Annotated in this window: 14 protein-coding genes; 10 read left to right on the top strand and 4 right to left on the bottom strand. The window is 67.3% G+C overall.

All coding sequences use genetic code 11. The annotated features are described in order from the left end of the window. Positions 1–26: 26 nt before the first annotated feature. Positions 27–1,439, bottom strand: coding sequence for an SLC13 family permease (locus K9U15_RS06145; RefSeq protein ID WP_301155766.1), 1,413 nt, complete (start codon positions 1,437–1,439; stop codon positions 27–29). Between the two features lie 394 nt (positions 1,440–1,833). On the opposite strand from K9U15_RS06145, the gene K9U15_RS06140 reads away from it, so the two are divergent. Next, the gene (locus K9U15_RS06140; RefSeq protein ID WP_301155765.1) at positions 1,834–3,189 is read left to right on the top strand and encodes an MFS transporter; all 1,356 of its coding nucleotides are present in this window, start codon (positions 1,834–1,836) and stop codon (positions 3,187–3,189) included. An 88-nt stretch (positions 3,190–3,277) separates the two neighbouring features. Here the strand turns inward: K9U15_RS06140 and K9U15_RS06135 are convergent, their stop codons facing one another. Further along, positions 3,278–4,252, bottom strand: coding sequence for a LysR family transcriptional regulator (locus K9U15_RS06135; RefSeq protein ID WP_301155764.1), 975 nt, complete (start codon positions 4,250–4,252; stop codon positions 3,278–3,280). A 264-nt stretch (positions 4,253–4,516) separates the two neighbouring features. On the opposite strand from K9U15_RS06135, the gene K9U15_RS06130 reads away from it, so the two are divergent. The 9 genes from K9U15_RS06130 (at position 4,517) to K9U15_RS06090 (ending at position 13,888) form a co-directional block, all read left to right on the top strand. Next, the gene (locus K9U15_RS06130) at positions 4,517–5,662 is read left to right on the top strand and encodes an acyl-CoA dehydrogenase (protein WP_301155763.1); all 1,146 of its coding nucleotides are present in this window, start codon (positions 4,517–4,519) and stop codon (positions 5,660–5,662) included. Positions 5,663–5,695: 33 nt separating this feature from the next. After that, entirely contained in the window at positions 5,696–6,457 is a 762-nt protein-coding gene (fixA, locus tag K9U15_RS06125) for a putative electron transfer flavoprotein FixA (protein ID WP_096228015.1), read from the top strand. A 14-nt stretch (positions 6,458–6,471) separates the two neighbouring features. Then, entirely contained in the window at positions 6,472–7,416 is a 945-nt protein-coding gene (locus tag K9U15_RS06120; protein ID WP_096228016.1) for an FAD-binding protein, read from the top strand. A 79-nt stretch (positions 7,417–7,495) separates the two neighbouring features. After that, on the top strand, positions 7,496–7,954 hold the full coding sequence (locus tag K9U15_RS06115) for a PaaI family thioesterase (RefSeq protein WP_096228017.1): 459 nt from the start codon (positions 7,496–7,498) through the stop codon (positions 7,952–7,954). Positions 7,955–8,014: 60 nt separating this feature from the next. Continuing rightward, entirely contained in the window at positions 8,015–9,382 is a 1,368-nt protein-coding gene (locus K9U15_RS06110) for an NAD(P)/FAD-dependent oxidoreductase (RefSeq protein ID WP_301155762.1), read from the top strand. A gap of 40 nt (positions 9,383–9,422) precedes the next feature. Then, positions 9,423–10,664 carry a CoA transferase gene (locus K9U15_RS06105; protein ID WP_301155761.1) on the top strand — a complete coding sequence of 414 codons (1,242 nt, stop codon included), beginning with the start codon at positions 9,423–9,425 and terminating at the stop codon, positions 10,662–10,664. Beyond that, entirely contained in the window at positions 10,664–12,220 is a 1,557-nt protein-coding gene (locus K9U15_RS06100; protein WP_301155760.1) for a class I adenylate-forming enzyme family protein, read from the top strand. Before K9U15_RS06105 ends, K9U15_RS06100 begins: the two co-directional genes overlap by 1 nt. A gap of 94 nt (positions 12,221–12,314) precedes the next feature. Beyond that, positions 12,315–13,601, top strand: coding sequence for an FAD-dependent oxidoreductase (locus K9U15_RS06095; RefSeq protein WP_096228668.1), 1,287 nt, complete (start codon positions 12,315–12,317; stop codon positions 13,599–13,601). After that, positions 13,598–13,888, top strand: a complete 291-nt coding sequence (locus tag K9U15_RS06090) for a ferredoxin family protein (protein ID WP_096228021.1) — start codon at positions 13,598–13,600, stop codon at positions 13,886–13,888. Before K9U15_RS06095 ends, K9U15_RS06090 begins: the two co-directional genes overlap by 4 nt. A gap of 70 nt (positions 13,889–13,958) precedes the next feature. Here K9U15_RS06090 and K9U15_RS06085 read toward each other — a convergent pair whose 3' ends face one another. Together K9U15_RS06085 and K9U15_RS06080 are read right to left on the bottom strand one after the other, a co-directional pair. After that, positions 13,959–14,693, bottom strand: a complete 735-nt coding sequence (locus K9U15_RS06085; protein WP_123673486.1) for an ABC transporter permease — start codon at positions 14,691–14,693, stop codon at positions 13,959–13,961. Continuing rightward, a complete protein-coding gene (locus tag K9U15_RS06080; protein ID WP_123673484.1) occupies positions 14,694–15,536 on the bottom strand; it encodes an ABC transporter ATP-binding protein in 843 nt (280 codons plus the stop codon). Positions 15,537–15,539 lie beyond the last annotated feature (3 nt).

Genomic DNA, 15,539 nt, shown 5'->3' with positions numbered 1-15,539 from the left:
GGGTGCTTGCGAAAGCGAGGGGCGCCTTACAAGCCCATGACCCCCACGATGAACGGCATCCAGGCGGCCATGATGAGCACGAGGGCCACCGAGGGAACGATGCCGGTCTTGAACATGTCGCCGAAGGTGTAGTAGCCCTCGCCGTAAGTCAGCATGACCGTGGGGTTCACGGGCATGAGGTAGTTGCCGGCAACTACCACGGCCAGCGCGATGGTGGGCACGGCCGGCGACACGCCGAAGCCGGCGCACAGCGTGATCATGATGGGCAGGAAGATGCCCAGGATGGCCACGCCGATGGGGCACACGGTGTGCAGCAGGTAGATGAGCGCGAGCAGGAGCGCGAACGCCGCGAAGAAGCCCAGGTCCATGACGCCGCTGCCGGAGATAGCGCCGGCGAGGAACGCCGCGCCGCCCGTGGCCTCAACCACGCCGCCCATGGACATGATGGTGCCGCACATGATGACGATGCCCCACGGCACGGAGCCCTGGAACTCCTTCCAGGTGAGCAGGTCCATGCCCGGCAGGAACATGACGGTCAGGCCGATGAGGGCGACCACCGTGGCGTTGAGGACGGGAACCCAGTTGCCCACGATCCACAGCACCAGCATGGCGCCGATCACGAGGATGGCCTTCACCTCGTAGGCCTCGATCTTCTTGGCGCTGGCGGCCTGGTCGCGGATGCCCTGCAGGCAGGAGTCGGCGATGGGCTCGGGCTTGAGGATGGCCGTGATGAAGAACCAGCAGATGGGCGTCATGATGATGACGACGGGCAGGGCGACGAGCACCCAGTCGAGGAACGAGATGGAGGTGCCGGTGGCCTGCTGCAGGATGTTCATGGCCACGACGTTGAACGAGCTGCCGGCAGGCGTGGCCATGCCGCCGGTGACGGCGGCGATGGGAATGCCGATCATGAGGCAGCGGCCCAGGTTCGACTGCAGCGGCTTGGCGTCGGCGGCCTTGAGGATGGTGAGCGCGAAACCTAGGAACAGCACCGTGCAGGGCACGTCGGACATGACCGTGGACACGAGCGTCGTGGCGCACATGAAGCCCAGCACGAGCTTGCGCGAGTTGGCGCCGGTCCAGCCGATGAGCGCGTTGATGAGGCGCACGCCCCAGTTCGTCTTGAGCATGATGACGGGCATCGAGAACACCGCGATGATGAAGAGCAGCGCGGGGCTGGCGAAGCCGCCGATGGCCTTGCCCAGGTTGTCGACCACGCCGAGCACCGGGCATAGCACGACGACGAGCAGGGCGGTGGCGCCCAGGGGCAGGGCCGAGGTGACCCACAGCGCCACGAGGGCGCCCAGGATGCCGAGCGCGGTTGCTCCTTGGTGCGAGAGGGCCTCGGAGCCCGGGATCAGGAAGCCGATGGCGAGACAGACAATCGCCAGTCCTATTCCGATCAGGCGTTTTACCATAGGAACGTTGGTGTTTTCCATGCGTTGTACCTCCTTGTTGAGAGAGTGCGGTGCATTCTCCGCCGGTGCGGAGCCGGGTTCCCAGTCCGGTGCAGAGCTCTCGATCGCCGCGGCCCCCAGCCGCGTGCCACGCATTATAGAGACCGCCTTCGACAAGGGGCAAATACGTATGTTGCAAGAAGCGGTGCCTGTCGTCGTAGGGCTGCAATGCGAGAATCGAAACCATCCGATTCATCATCTGCATACTGCGGAGCACGTGCTTCCCGATAACGGGCGGGAGGTGACGCTTCAGTATCTGGGTATGAGGACTGCGGAGCTGAAACGCAGATTTCAACATCAGCTGCGGAAGATTTTCCAAACCGTCAGAGCGATGCTGGGCAGAGGAGGGCAAGACTGCAATCGCTAGGGAGGCGGCATGGACTACGAGGCACGGCAAGGGGATGCGGGCGCGGCGCCCGCTGCGGCGGAGCAGGGCGCGAAGCCGGGGAGGCTGTTCTACGGCTATATCTTGATCCCCGTGCTGGGGTTCATGTACTTCTGCTCTTCGGGCATCGTTTTGCCCACGGCCACCATCGTCAACCCGCTGATGCTCCAGGATGCGTCGCTTGGCATGAACGCCACCATGCTGGGAACGGGCTTTTCGCTGTTCGTCCTGGTGCAGGGGCTCTCGGCGCCGCTCGTGGGGGCGCTTATCGCGAAGAAGGGCGCCCGGTTCAGCATGGCGCTCGGCGCAGCGGTCATGCTCTTGGCCATGCTCGCGCTGATATTCCTCGTGTCCTCGCCGGTGGCGTACTTCCTGGTGTTCGGCATCGTGACGAGCGCCGCCACCATGATGGTGGGGCAGCTGGCCGTGCAGAGCACGGTCGGCGACTGGTTCGTGGCGCGCCGCGGCATTGCCATGACCGCCATGATGGTGCTGGGGGCGAGCGCGTCGTTCGTGGGGCCGCCCGTCGTGAACGCCATCGTGGGCGCCACGGGCGGTACGTGGCGCAGCGGATGGTACCTGCTGGTGGGCCTGAGCGCGGTGCTCATCCCCGTGGCGCTCCTGTTTGTGAAGAACAAGCCTGCCGATCTGGGACAGCATCCCGACGGCATCGCCGACCCGAGTGTGCTCGGCGGTAGCGGCAAGGGCTTCAAGGTGTACAAGAACACCGACGCCGTGCCGTTCAAGCGCGTGGCGAGGACGCCGGCCTTCTGGCTCATCTCGCTGGCGGCCACGGGCGGGTTCGCGTCGTATACGCTGGCCACCTCGCAAAGCGCCCTGCACTTCTCGTCGCTCGGCTTCGACAGCGGGCTCGTGGTGGCGGGCGTGGCCGTCATGGGAGGCGTCAGCCTGCTGGGCAAGCTCCTTCTGGGCATGGTGTCCGACCGCATCGAGCCCGTGAGGCTCATCGTGGCGTCCACGGTGATCTTGGTCGTGGGCGTCCTAGCCGGCGCGGCGGCGCAGAACGAGGCGATGCTCTTCGCGTTCTACGTGTGCGTGGGCTTCGGGTTCGGCGGCGTCAATGCCGTGTTTCCCACGGCCATGGCCAACTACTTCGGGGCCTCGTCGTTCTCCAAGAACCTGGGCACGGGCATCATGATCACCACGGTGGTGGCCTCTGCGCTGCCCATAGCGAGCGGGGCTGTGTACGATGCGACGGGAACCTGCACGATCGCGTTCTACCTCACGGCGGGCATCGTCGCCGCGTGCGCGGCGTGCGGGCTGTTCGTGCGGATTCCGCGCTGCGATACGGAGATTGAGGCCGCGGCGGAAGCGGTTGTGCAGTAAGGGATTCTGGCGCATCCCCGGTCATGGCCGTGCGAGGGCGGGAGCGCCGGCATGCTGGCGGGAGCCGCGCACAGCGCCGTTCGATCGATCAGGTGTCGGCGGGGGCATCCGCCGAATGGAACCGCTCGGCGTGCTCCCGGAGAAGCTCGGCAAAGTACTCGAGGTCGGGGCGTCCGGGGTCGCTGTCCATGAGCGCGAAGGCGTCCACGTAGCGCTTCTTATCCGCGAAGGGAAGGATGACCACATGCTGCTTGAGCATGTCGGACATGAGGGGCTTGTACTTCCGGTCCACCTTGGTGAGCAGGTGGATGCCGTCGCCCGGGTCAGTGGCGTAGAATTCCAGCGGGTTGTCGGTGGGAACGAGCGTGATGTTGGGATAGAAGCCCACCTCGCGGCACAGCGCGATGAAGTCCTCGCGGAACCGCTCGCTGTAGCGGTTCGCCTGCAGGATGAAGCGGGATTGCGCAAGGTCGGCAAGCGCGAGCTGCCCCTTGGCCGCCAGCGGCGAGGTGCGCGAGACGCCGGCCACGAGCTCGCCGTGGAACTCGGGAATCCAGATGGCCTCCACCGAGTCGGACACGTAGAGCTCGGTGGGCGGGTCCTCGGAGATGATGGTCTCGAAGGCGACGTCCACCTTGCCGGCATCCACCATCTGCTGCCCGCCCAGCCCGGAGTTGTCCATGTTGACGAACTCCACGCGCAGTCCGGCGAAGCGCTCCTTGGCGCGGGCGACGGCCTCGTTGATGCCCACGTAGAGCGCGTTGGTGTGCAGCAGGTCGAGGATGAGGATGCGATTGCTGCCGCCCGCAGGAAGCGCGCGCAGCTCGGCGAGCATGTTCGCCTGGTCGCCGATGATCTTGCCCGCGTGCTTGAGCACCACCTCGCCGGCCGCCGTGAGGCTCAGGGGGCGCGTGTCGTAGAAGAGCCGGCATCCCAGATCGTTGGAAAGGGCGTTCATGTGCCGGCTCAGCGAGGGCTGCGACATGTTCAGGTCGCGGGCGGCCGACACGAAGCTCTTGTGGGCGGCGAGCGCCATGAATTCCCGGTACACCTCGATGTCCATGAAAGACCCACCGTCCTCGCGTCGACTCGGTTTATGCAGAATGTGAAAAGTAGGATACCAGAAGATGAATGGGCATGCATTCGGGCATGCGAAGGGCGGCTGCAACATACGTATTTGGGCCATGCCGGCGCGGCTCCCTATAATGGCGGCGGCCGGCAGGGACGCAGCGCGCCCTATCCGGTTTCCGGCCGGTGGGGCCGCCTCGCACCGACCCCCCTTCCCAGCAGGCAGACCGCCGATTCCTTCGAACGATAGGAGCAACCCATGGACTTCAAGAAGACCGAGGAGCAGGAGCTTCTGCTCGACAGCCTGAAAACCGTCATGGAGCGGGGCAACTTCGAGGACTACTTCAAGGAGTGCGACCGCAACCACGAATACCCCCAGAAGGCCGTGGACGCCCTTGTGGAGGCCGGCTTTACCACCCTCGGCATTCCCGAGGAGTTCGGCGGCACGCCCACCGACACGCTCACCCAGGTCATGGTGGCCGAGGAGGCGCACGCGCTGGGCTACCCGTCGCTGTGCTGGATCAACTTCGCCACCGAGGTTGACGACATCCTCACGTTCGGCAGCAAGGAGCAACAGGAGAAGATCTTGGGGTATGCGCTGGAGGGCAGGAAGCCCTTCACGCTCGGCTTCACCGAGCCGCAGGCGGGCTCTGACAGCGCCGCCATGGCCACCACGGCCACGAAGCGCGACGGCAAGGTGTACATAAACGGCAACAAGACGTTCAACACGAGCGCCGACCGCGCACCCTACATGCTGTGCGTGTGCCGCAGCGGCGTGAACGAGAGCCCCTACAAGGACTTCAGCATGTACCTGTTCCCGATGGACCGCCCGGGCGTGACCATCGAGAAGCTGGATAAGATCGGCAACAACATGTGCGGCACCTACGAGGTGCACCTCGATGACGTGGAGTGCGAGGAGGCCGACCTGGTGGGCGAGGAGTGCAAGGGCTTCTACCAGCTCATGAAGAACTTCGAGGTGGAGCGGCTGACCATCTGCGCCGCCAACGTGGGCATGGCCCGCTGCGCGTACGACGAGGCCCTGCGCTACGCCGCCCAGCGCATGCAGTTCGGCAAGACCATCGGCAGCTTCCAGCTTGTCCAGGAGAAGCTCGTGGACATGCGCATAAAGATAGAGAACATGCAGAACCTGCTGTACAAGACCGCGTGGAAGAAGGACAACGGCGAGTCCATCATGATCGACTCGTCGCTCGTGAAACGCTACACCGGGCAGGCCGCCTTCGAGGTCATCGACGACGCCCTGCAGATCATGGGCGGCATCGGCTACACGCACGACTGCCGCATCTCGCGTTTGTGGCGAGACCAGCGCGTCTACCGCATCATGGCGGGCACCGAGGAGATCATGGTGCACACCGCCGGCCGCGCGCTCATCAAGGAAGTGCAGTAGAACGCCCCATCGACGAGAAGGGATTCGCGAACCATGAACATCGTGGCATGCTACAAGATAGTCCCCGATGCCCAGGACATCGAGGCCGGCGCCGACGGGGCCCTGCGCCTCGACCGCGCGCAGTGGGTGCTCGGCGAGTACGACCTGGTGGCCATCGAGGCGGCGGCGCAGCTGGCCGCCGCCACCGACGGGAGCGCCGTGCTGCTCTCCGCCGGGGGCGAGAAGCTGAACGACACGAAGCTCGTGAAGGCCGCCTTGTCGCGCGGGGCCGACGAGCTGTACCGCGTGGTGGACCCGGCGCTCGAGGACGCCGATGCGTTCCAGACGGCCTCGGTGCTGGCCGCGGCGCTGCGCAAGATCGATTTCGACCTCGTGGTCTGCGGCGAGGGATCGGCTGACCGGTACTCCCAGCAGGTGGGCCTGCTCGTGGGCGCGCTGCTGGGCCTGCCCGTGGTGAACGCAGCGGGCAGCGTGCGCGCCGAGGGCGGCGCGCTTTCGGTGGAGCGCGTGCTGGAGAACGAGGTGGAGGTGCTCGAGATCGCGCCGCCGGCCGTGGTGTCCATGACCTCCGATGCCGCGCTTCCGCGCATCCCGCAGCTCAAGGACATCCTCGCCGCGGGCAAGAAGCCCGTGACCACGTGGAGCCTCGACGAGGTGGGGGGCATGCCCGAAAGCCCGGTGGAGACGGTTTCCGTGAAGGCGCCCGCGAGCATCGCGCGCAAGGGAATCGTGCTCGAAGGGGCGACGGACGAGAATATCGGCGAGCTGGTGTCCGGCATCCGGGCATCGCGGTAAGGCAGGGGGAGAGCATGAGTGCATTGAGCAAGGTATGGGTGGTGAGCGAGGCTCCCGAGCGCTTCGCCGCGCTCGGCGCCGTGGGCCGTCGGCTGGGCGAGCGGGTCGAGGCCGTGGCCGTGGGCGAGGGCGCGGCGCAGGCGGCCGCAAGCTGCGGGGCCGAGGCCGTCTATACGGTCGCGGTTCCCGAGGGCGGCCTGGTGGAGGACTGCGCGGCGGCGATTGCCGGCGCGGCGGGGGAGCACGCTCCGCGCGCCGTGCTGTTCGCCGCGGGCAAGCGCACGCGGCTCATGGCGGCGCGCGTGGCTGCGGAGCTGGGCACGCGGGTGCTGAACGACGTGGGGCGCATCTGGGTGGACGATGACGGCGCCCTGCTGGCCGAGCACATGGTGTACGGCGGCAAGGCGTTCGCCGTCGAGCGGGTGCGGGAGGGCTGCGCGGTGGCCCTGCTCGCCGAGGGCCTGCTGGTTTCCGAGCCGGTCGTCGAAGGCGCCGCGCAGGAAGCGGCGGTTTCGGAGCTGCCGGCCGCGTCCGCTGCGGCATCGGCGAGGCTCGTCGAGCGCAGGCCGCGCACGGTGGAGCCCGTGAACCTCGCGGCCGCACGGCGCGTGGTGAGCGTGGGGCGCGGCGTGGCTGCGCAGGAGGACCTTGCGCTCGTGGACGAGCTGGCCGCCGCGCTCGAGGCCGAGGTGGGCTGCACGCGCCCCGTGGCCGAGGGGTCGGGCTGGATGGCGCGCGAACGCTACATCGGCGTGTCGGGCGCCCTGCTCAAGCCCGACCTGTTCGTGGCCGTGGGCCTGTCGGGCCAGATCCAGCATATGGTGGGCGCTAACAGCGCCAAGACCATCGTGGCCGTCAACAAGGACAAGAACGCCCCGGTGTTCAAGCAGTGCGACTACGGTATCGTGGCCGACCTGTACGAGGTGCTGCCCAAGCTCTCGGCCGCGCTCGGGGTGTAAGGCGCCGCACCGCGGCAAACCGCGCCGGGCGGCAGCGAGCCGCCCGGCCATTCCGACCGATAGCAAGGAGGATCAAACCATGGACCAGGAGTTTTTCGCGGGTTTGGCCAAGAACGTGAGCGATGGGCCCACCCCCTTCGTCAACATGGCCCAGCTGCAGGCGGAGGCCGTGGAGGAGCGCCACGTGAGGCTGCGCCTCCCCGTGGCCGAACGCCACTTGAACCACGTGGGCATCGCCTACGCCGGCAGCGAGTTCGTGCTGGCCGAGATAGCAGGCGGCACGCTGTTCATGGCCACCTACGGCACCGACGAGTTCGTGCCCATCTTGAAGGGGGTGGAGCTCAGGTTCCTGAAGCCCGGCACGAAGGACCTCGTGGTCGATCTGTCGCTCACCGAGGAGGAGGCCGAGCAGAAGATCGCCCCCGTGCGCGAGCGCGGTCGCGGCGACTACTTCCTGGAGATACCGGTGTTCGACGTGGACGGCGAGCAGGTGGCGCAGATGGACTTCAACTACTACGCGCTTCCCGCCAAGAAATAACCTGCGGCCGCAGTGGGCCATGCGCGCCCGCGGGCGCGCCGAGAAGGAGGAGGCATGTGTATGAAGCGCTATGATGCAATCGTGATAGGGGCGGGCATCGGCGGCCTCGCGGCCGCGCTGCTGCTCGCCGAGAGCGGCAGGAGCGTTGTGCTCTTGGAGAAGCGCAACCAACCAGGCGGGCGCATAGGCTCGTCGAAGCGCGACGGCTTCACGGTAGATTTCGGCGTCCACCTGATCTCGCGCGGCGAGAAGGGGCCGCTCATCCAGCTGCTGGAACGCTGCGGTGTTGAGCACGGCATCGAGTTCACGAAGGTACGCCCCATCCAGACCACGGGCGGGGAGAACTTCAAGTTCCCGCACGACCTTAAAGGGCGCGTGCCCGACGCCGACTTCGAGGCCGTCATCAAGATGGTCGCCGACGTCAAGGGCATGAGCGACGAGGAGACGCACGCGTTCGACGGGCAGACGCTCGAGGAGTTCCTGAACTCCTATACCACCGACCCGTTCGTGCACGCCTGCGTAAGCCAGGTGGGCTTCATCTACTGCTGCATCCCCGAGTATCGCCTGTCGGCCGGCGAGTTCGCCCGCTGCCTCAAGTGGGAGGCCGAGGCGCGTTCGTCGGGGTATCCGACCGGCGGGTGCGTGGCCCTCATGGAGGCGTATCTGGCGGGGCTCGAGCGCTACGACGTGGACGTGCGCTTCGGCGTGCCGGTGGAGCGCGTGCTGGTGGAGGACGGCCGGGCCGTGGGCGTGGTGGCGGGCGGCCAGGAGCTTCGCGCCGATATGGTCGTGTCGAACGCAGGTATCAAGGAGACGGTGCGCGACCTCGTGGGCGAGAACGCCTTCGACGCCGAGTACGTGCGCTACGTGGAGGGCTTGGAGATATCGTTCGTGTCGATCATCGCGCGCTTCGCGCTCGACACGGTCATCAGCCCCGATATCAAGATGCTCTCGGGCTTCTCGTCGGTGCCCGTGAAGGAGTACAACGACCGTCTGATGAGGGGCGAGGTGCCCGAGGAGCTGAACTCGTTCATCGTGGTTCCCTCGAGCTTCGACCCGTCGGTGGCTCCCGCGGGCAAGCAGCTCGTCATGATGACCACGGCGGTGCCGGCCGGCATCAAAGACGAGTACTGCCCGGCTATCCTCGACGCGCTCGTGGCGTTGGCCGAGGAGCATTTCCCCGGCCTGCAGGAGCATGCGCTGTTCGTGGAGCGGGTGTACCCCTCCGACGCCGCGCGCATCATGGGCGAGGACGGCGCGGGCATCGGCATAGCCCAGCAGGCGGGGCAGGCCGGCGTCGACCGGCCGCCCATCAAGACGCCCGTCGAGGGGCTCTACATCGTGGGCGCCGAGGCGGGCGGCTCGGGGGTGGGCACGGAGCTTGCCGTGAACAGCGCCATCGAGTTCTTCGACACCTGCGTTGCGTAGGGGAAATCGTCCGTCCAGGATTCGCAAAGGAGATGGTTCCATGGCAAAGCATGCCGACATACCGGAGTTCGGGAACCTGCAGGGCGTGAAGGTGGTGGTGTCGGCCGTTTCGACGGCCGGCCCCTTCGCCGGCGAGCTGTTTGCCGAGAACGGCGCCGACGTCATATGGTTGGAGCCGCCCCGCGGCATCGATCCCTACCGTTGGACGCAGGACGGCTGGGGCGTGCAGAACGAGCGCCGGAACATGCGCAACCTCATGCTGGACGTTGTCTCGCCGGAGGGCCATGACGTGTTCCTGAAACTTATCGAGACCGCCGACATCTTCATCGAGGCGTCGCGCGGCGGCCAGTGGGCCCGCTGGGGCTACACCGACGAGCTTCTGTGGGAGCATAACCCGAAGCTGGTCGTCGGCCATATGTCGGGCTACGGTCTCACAGGCGACCCCGCCTACGTGAGCCTTCCCGGCTACGACTTTACCGTGAACGCGTTCTCGGGCCTCATGTACCTGAACGGGTACAAGGACGGGGCGCCCTACATGATCCAGAAGTTCGTGACCGACTACTACGCCGGCCTGTTCGCCTACGGCTCGGCGCTCGCGGCCTACGTGGGAGCGTTGCGCACGGGCAGGGGCGAGAGCTTCGATTTGGCCCAGTACGAGGCGGCCGTGCGCTGTCAGGCGGGCCTGTTCTGCAAGTGGTTCGACAAGCAGGTGCAGGAGGAGCGCGGCGCCGGGGCCCCGCGCGACAACATCTCCGCGGGCGCGGGCTACTACGAGTGCGCCGACGGCGAGGGCGTGTACCTGTTCACGGCCGGCCAGTCCACCACGAAGAAGGCTGTCGAGTTCTTCGGGCTGGAGTACGGAAGCGAGCTCTTCCCCGAGGGCATACCGTCGGTGGGCATCGACTCGCCGGGCGCGCCCGTGTTCGACGGTGCCATCGAGCAGTACTGCGCCGAGCACACGGCTGCCGAGTTCGCCGAGGCCATGGCCGGCATCGGTATACCGTGCTCCGTGGTCATGAACTACGAGATGATGGAGAGCCACCCGCACTACCTGGCGCGCGGCACGTGGACCGAGTGGGACACGGTGGACGGTCGCACGGTGAAGGGCGTGGCGTCGGTGCCGCGCTTCAAGAACAACCCGTCGCAGATATGGCGCGGCTGCCCCTCGCAGGGCATGGACAACGACGACGTGCTGGCGGAAATCGGCTTCGACGAGGGGGAGATCGCGGCGTTATACGAGAAGGGCGTCTTGCGCAAGACCGATTACGTGGGCGGGCTGTGATGGCATCGCTCGCCTCGCTGCTGGACGAACCGGCGCGGGCCTATCCCGATCAGGTGGCCCTGTGCTTCCGCGGCCGGGAGTTCACGTATCGGGAGATGTGCCGGCGCATCCATGCGCTTGCCGGCGCCCTCGCGGAGCTCGGCGTGGGCAAGGGGGGCTTCGCCGCCGTTATCGCAGCCAACTCGAACGTGACGGTGGAGGTTCTTTTCGCCTGTGCCCATCTGGGGGCGGTGTGCGAGCGCTACAACGTGAGGCTCTCGCCGCGGGTCATAGCCCGGCTGCTTGCCCGGTCCGAGGCGCGCGTGGTGTTCGTCTCGGCCGCCCTGCGCGCGGCTTTGGCCGAGGCGCTGGGCGAGGTCGGCCGACCGCTCACGATCGTGGACATCGACGGCGGGGAGGGCGCCGCAGCCGTCGGCGGCGCGGGCACGGAGCACGGCGGCGTGCTGCGCTACGAGGAGCTGCTCGCTTCCGCCGGCCCGGTGCCGAGCGTATGCGACGTGGACGACGGCGATCCGGCCATGCTGCTGTACACGAGCGGCACGACGGGGCTGCCGCGCGGCGTGCTGCTTTCACATGGCGCGCTGACCAGGCGCGTCGCTATCGATATTGCAGGCATGCGCTTCTCGCACGACGATATCCTGCTATGCGAGCTGCCGCTGTTCCACGTCACGTTCGTCTCGACGCTCGCCACGCTGGCGCTGGGTGCGCGCCTGGTGATAGCCGATTCGCACAAGCCGGCCGACATCGCCGCGGACATCGTGCGCACGGGTGCCACGCGCACGGCTCTCGTGCCGTGCCTCATGCGCGGGCTCGCCGACTACGTGGCGCAGGAGGGCATCGAGCTGGCCACGCTCGAGCTCATCATCTACGGTGGCGAGCCGGTGGAGCCGGAGCTCCTGGAGCACTGCCGCCGTCTTCTGCCCTGCGGGTTTCTCCAAGGCTACGGCATGACGGAAACGACGGCGGCCATAACCATGCTGCTTCCCGAGCACCACGAGCATGCGCGGCTTCTGCCCACGGTGGGAAAGGCGGTGCCGGGCATGGAGATACGGATCGCCGACGACGAGGGGCGCGCCTGTGCCGCGGGGGTTCCCGGCGAGGTGCTCGTGCGAACCGACACGCTGATGCTCGGCTATTACCGCGACCCCGTGCGCACGGCCGAGGCGGTGCGGGACGGGTGGTATCGCACGGGCGATATCGGCGTGTTGGACGCGGAGGGCTTCCTCACGTTGGTGGATCGCAAGAACAACCTGGTCATATCGGGGGGCGAGAACGTGTATCCCCTCGAGGTGAGCCGGTGCATCAAGGCGCTTGCCGGGGTGGCCGACGCTGTGGTCGCGGGAGTGCCCGACAAGCAGTGGGGCGAGTCGCTGGCTGCGTTCGTGGTGCGTGCCGAAGGGTCGCGCATCTCGGAGGCCGACATCGTGGCGCACTGCGCGCGCGAGCTGGGCGGCTACAAGAAGCCGCAGGCCGTGCGCTTCGTGGACGATCTCGGGCGCAGTGCCTCGGGCAAGGTGCCGCGCGAGCGGCTGGAGGAGCTCAAGAGGCTGCTGTAACGCGCGGTTGGACGCGTGCGGCGCCTGGGCGGACGCGCGCGACGCGACCGCGCCGTGCAATGCGAAGGCAACGATGAGAGGAGAGGATGCAGGCATGGCGGATTTCGATGCCGTGGTCGTGGGGGCCGGTTGCGCCGGCTCCGTTGCGGCCTGCGTGCTTGCCCGCGAGGGCAAGAGCGTGCTCATGATAGAACGCGGCTCCGATGCCGGGGCGAAGAACATGACCGGCGGGCGCTTGTACGCCCATGCGCTAAGGACGGTGTTTCCCGATTTCGAGAGCGAGGCGCCCCTCGAGCGCAAGATCGTGCGGGAGCGGGTTTCCCTCATGACCGAGGACGAGAACACGACGGTGGAGTTCGCTTCGCCGCGCCTGGGGGCGGATGAGCTGGTCTCGTACTCGGTGCTGCGCGGGCCGTTCGACCGCTGGCTCGCTTCGAAGGCCGAAGGGGCCGGCGCGGAGTGCATCTACGGGATAGCCGTGGATGACCTCGTGTGGGAGGGCGAGCGCATCGTGGGCGTGCGCGCGGGCGATGACGAGCTCACGGCCGACGTGACCATCCTGGCCGACGGCGCGAACTCGCTGCTGTCCGAGAAGGCGAGGCTCGCCAAGCGCCCGTCGCCGCACCAGCTGGCCGTGAGCGCCAAGGAGGTCGTGGAGCTACCCGAGCAGACCGTGACCGACCGCTTCCAGGCGAACCCCGGGGAGGGGGCGGCCTGGCTCTTCGCGGGGGCTGCGACGCATGGGCACGTGGGCGGCGGCTTCCTGTACACGAACCGCGCGTCCGTGTCCATCGGGGTCGTGGCCACTCTGTCCGACCTCTGCACGTCGTCGACTCCGGTGTACCAGATGCTGGAGGACTTCAAGAACCATCCGGCCGTGGCGCCGGTGCTGGCCGGCGGGCGCACGGTGGAGTACTCGGGGCATCTCATCCCCGAGGGCGGTTTCAACATGGTGCCGGAGCTGTACCGCGACGGCTGCCTGCTTACGGGCGATGCCGCCATGCTCTGCATCAACCTGGGATACCAGGTGCGCGGCATGGACTACGCCATCGCGGCGGGCAGGATGGCGGCGGAGGCGGCCCTCGAGGCGCTGGACGCGGGCGACGTCTCGGCTGCGAGGCTCGCGGCGTACCGCGCCAAGCTGGAGGACAGCTTCGTCCTCAAGGACCTCGCGGCCTATCGCGGCTTCCCGGCGTTCATGGAGGGCACCCCGAGGATATTCGACGGGTACCCGCAGATGGCGGCCGACATCATGCGCGGCCTGTTCGCGGTGGACGGCTCGCCGGTGCAACCGCTTAAAGGAAAGGTCATGGGGCCGGTCAAGGGCGTGGGCGTGCTCAACCTGCTCAAGGATGTGCGAAAGGGGATGAGGGTCCTATGATAGAGGTCTCGGTCAACGTCGACGAGAAGCTCGCTGTTGACAAGTTCGAGGTGGACGAGGGGAACCCGCACATCGTATTGCGCGAAGAGCCCGACCCGGCCGCGTTCGACAAGCTGGTGCTGTGCTGCCCGGCAGGGCTCTATCGGCGAGACGAGGAGGGCAGCCCGAGCTTTGACTGCGCGGGCTGCCTGGAATGCGGGACCTGCCGCATGCTCTGCGGCGACACCCTTCTCGAGAAGTGGGAGTTTCCCCAGGGGGGCATGGGCGTTTCGTACCGTTACGGGTGATGCTTGAGCGCGGGCTCCGCGACGTCCGGGAAAAATGCGCCCGCAGCGCCTAGCGCAGCGGGCGCAGCCTCTAGTTGTCGCGCGCCAGGCGCCGGTAGAGCAGGGCGAAGGCCACGGCGGCCACGGCCACCCAGGCGAGCGTGGTGGCTACGGGCACGATGGCGTCGGGCGAGAGCAGCTCGCCCCGCGCCAGAAGCAGCCCCAGCTCGTTCATGCCGCCGGTGGGCAGGTAGGGGGCGATGTCCGAGAGGCCGTCGACCATCTGGGCGAACATGGGGGCGATTCCCGCGATGAGGATGGGCATGCTCAGCACGCCGGCAGACATCTGGTCGCGCGCCACCAGCCCCAGCAAGAGCGACAGCAGCACGATGGGCACCGATCCCGCCATGCCGATCGCGAGGAACGCCGGCAGGCCGGCCGGCGGCTGCCCGATCACCAGGTAGCATGCCGCATCGACCACGCCGATGGCGAGCAGCGTGACCAGGCCCCGCGAGGCCAGCATCTGCTCGGCGCTCACGTTCGCCAGCATGAGCGTGCGCAGCGTGTGCTTCTCCTTCTCCTCGGCGATGGCGTTCAGCGTGGCCATGGAGGCCACCATGGTGGCGGTGAACAGCAGCGACCACGACACGAGCAGGGCGGAGAACGCCTCGGCGTCCTCGCCGTCCATGCCCCCGCCCACCGCATTCTTGTAGAAGAGCATGAACCCTACGGGCAAGAGGCAGCATACGAGCATGGTGGGGTTCTTCACCACGTCCTTGAGGTCCTTGCCGAGCAGCGCCCCGGTCTTGCGCAACGTGGCTTCCATTTAAAACTCCCTTCCCGTGAGCTCCAAGAACACTTCCTCCAGATCGGGCTCCACCGAATGGATGGACAGGCACGCCCCCGAGGCCAGCGCCTCTGCCACGGCCGGCGCGCCGGCCGCGTCCTTCGACGTGCGCACCGCGCGGCCGTCCGCAAGGCGCATGATCACCTCGTTCCTCGCGAACCGCAGGCGCAGCGCGTCGGGTGCGTCGCAGGCGACGAGGGCGCCCTCGTTCAAGATGCCCACGCGGCGGCACAGGCTCTCGGCCTCGGCCATGTCGTGCGTGGTGAGGAACACGGTGGTGCCGTGGTCGTTCAGCTCGTGCAGCATCTTGTGCACCTCGGCGCGCGCGGCGGGGTCGAGGCCGCTCGTGGGCTCGTCCAGGAACAGCAGCTCCGGCCCGTGCACGAGCGCCGCCAGCAGGGCCGCGCGCTGGCGCATGCCCTTCGAGCAGTTCTTGATAAGGGTCTTGCGGTCGTCCGCGAGGTTCATGCGCTCGAGCAAGGTGGGGATGTTGTTGCCCGTCACGCCGCGGACCTTCGCGTAGAAGCGCAGGTTCTCCTCTATGGTCATGCGCTCGTAGAGGGCGCTCGTATCCGAGAGGATGCCGATGCGCTCGTAGTCGCCGTTCGTGGCGTGCTCGATGGCGCGCCCGAACAGCATGATGCGCCCGGAATCCTTGACGAGCTGGCGCGTGAGCAGCTTGATGGTGGTGGTCTTGCCCGCGCCCGAGGGGCCCAGGAAGCCGAAGCACTCGCCGCGCTCCACCTCGAAGGAGAGGTGGCAGAGCACGCGCTTCGCCTTGAAGCTCAAGGACACGTCGTCCATGGACAGCAGGGGATTCATGGG

It is taken from the genome of Gordonibacter sp. RACS_AR68 (assembly GCF_030418485.1).
GTDB lineage: Bacteria > Actinomycetota > Coriobacteriia > Coriobacteriales > Eggerthellaceae > Gordonibacter > Gordonibacter urolithinfaciens.
The sequence above is the reverse complement of the archived record's forward strand: the minus strand, read 5'-3'. Positions and strand labels throughout refer to the sequence as shown.

Bases quoted from the DNA above. Each gene is read 5' to 3' on its own strand.
- K9U15_RS06145 (WP_301155766.1), bottom strand. From the start codon at position 1,439: ATGGAAAACACCAACGTTCCTATGGTAAAACGCCTGATCGGAATAGGA.
- K9U15_RS06140 (WP_301155765.1), top strand. From the start codon at position 1,834: ATGGACTACGAGGCACGGCAAGGGGATGCGGGCGCGGCGCCCGCTGCG.
- K9U15_RS06135 (WP_301155764.1), bottom strand. From the start codon at position 4,252: ATGGACATCGAGGTGTACCGGGAATTCATGGCGCTCGCCGCCCACAAG.
- K9U15_RS06130 (WP_301155763.1), top strand. From the start codon at position 4,517: ATGGACTTCAAGAAGACCGAGGAGCAGGAGCTTCTGCTCGACAGCCTG.
- fixA (WP_096228015.1), top strand. From the start codon at position 5,696: ATGAACATCGTGGCATGCTACAAGATAGTCCCCGATGCCCAGGACATC.
- K9U15_RS06120 (WP_096228016.1), top strand. From the start codon at position 6,472: ATGAGTGCATTGAGCAAGGTATGGGTGGTGAGCGAGGCTCCCGAGCGC.
- K9U15_RS06115 (WP_096228017.1), top strand. From the start codon at position 7,496: ATGGACCAGGAGTTTTTCGCGGGTTTGGCCAAGAACGTGAGCGATGGG.
- K9U15_RS06110 (WP_301155762.1), top strand. From the start codon at position 8,015: ATGAAGCGCTATGATGCAATCGTGATAGGGGCGGGCATCGGCGGCCTC.
- K9U15_RS06105 (WP_301155761.1), top strand. From the start codon at position 9,423: ATGGCAAAGCATGCCGACATACCGGAGTTCGGGAACCTGCAGGGCGTG.
- K9U15_RS06100 (WP_301155760.1), top strand. From the start codon at position 10,664: ATGGCATCGCTCGCCTCGCTGCTGGACGAACCGGCGCGGGCCTATCCC.
- K9U15_RS06095 (WP_096228668.1), top strand. From the start codon at position 12,315: ATGGCGGATTTCGATGCCGTGGTCGTGGGGGCCGGTTGCGCCGGCTCC.
- K9U15_RS06090 (WP_096228021.1), top strand. From the start codon at position 13,598: ATGATAGAGGTCTCGGTCAACGTCGACGAGAAGCTCGCTGTTGACAAG.
- K9U15_RS06085 (WP_123673486.1), bottom strand. From the start codon at position 14,693: ATGGAAGCCACGTTGCGCAAGACCGGGGCGCTGCTCGGCAAGGACCTC.
- K9U15_RS06080 (WP_123673484.1), bottom strand. From the start codon at position 15,536: ATGAATCCCCTGCTGTCCATGGACGACGTGTCCTTGAGCTTCAAGGCG.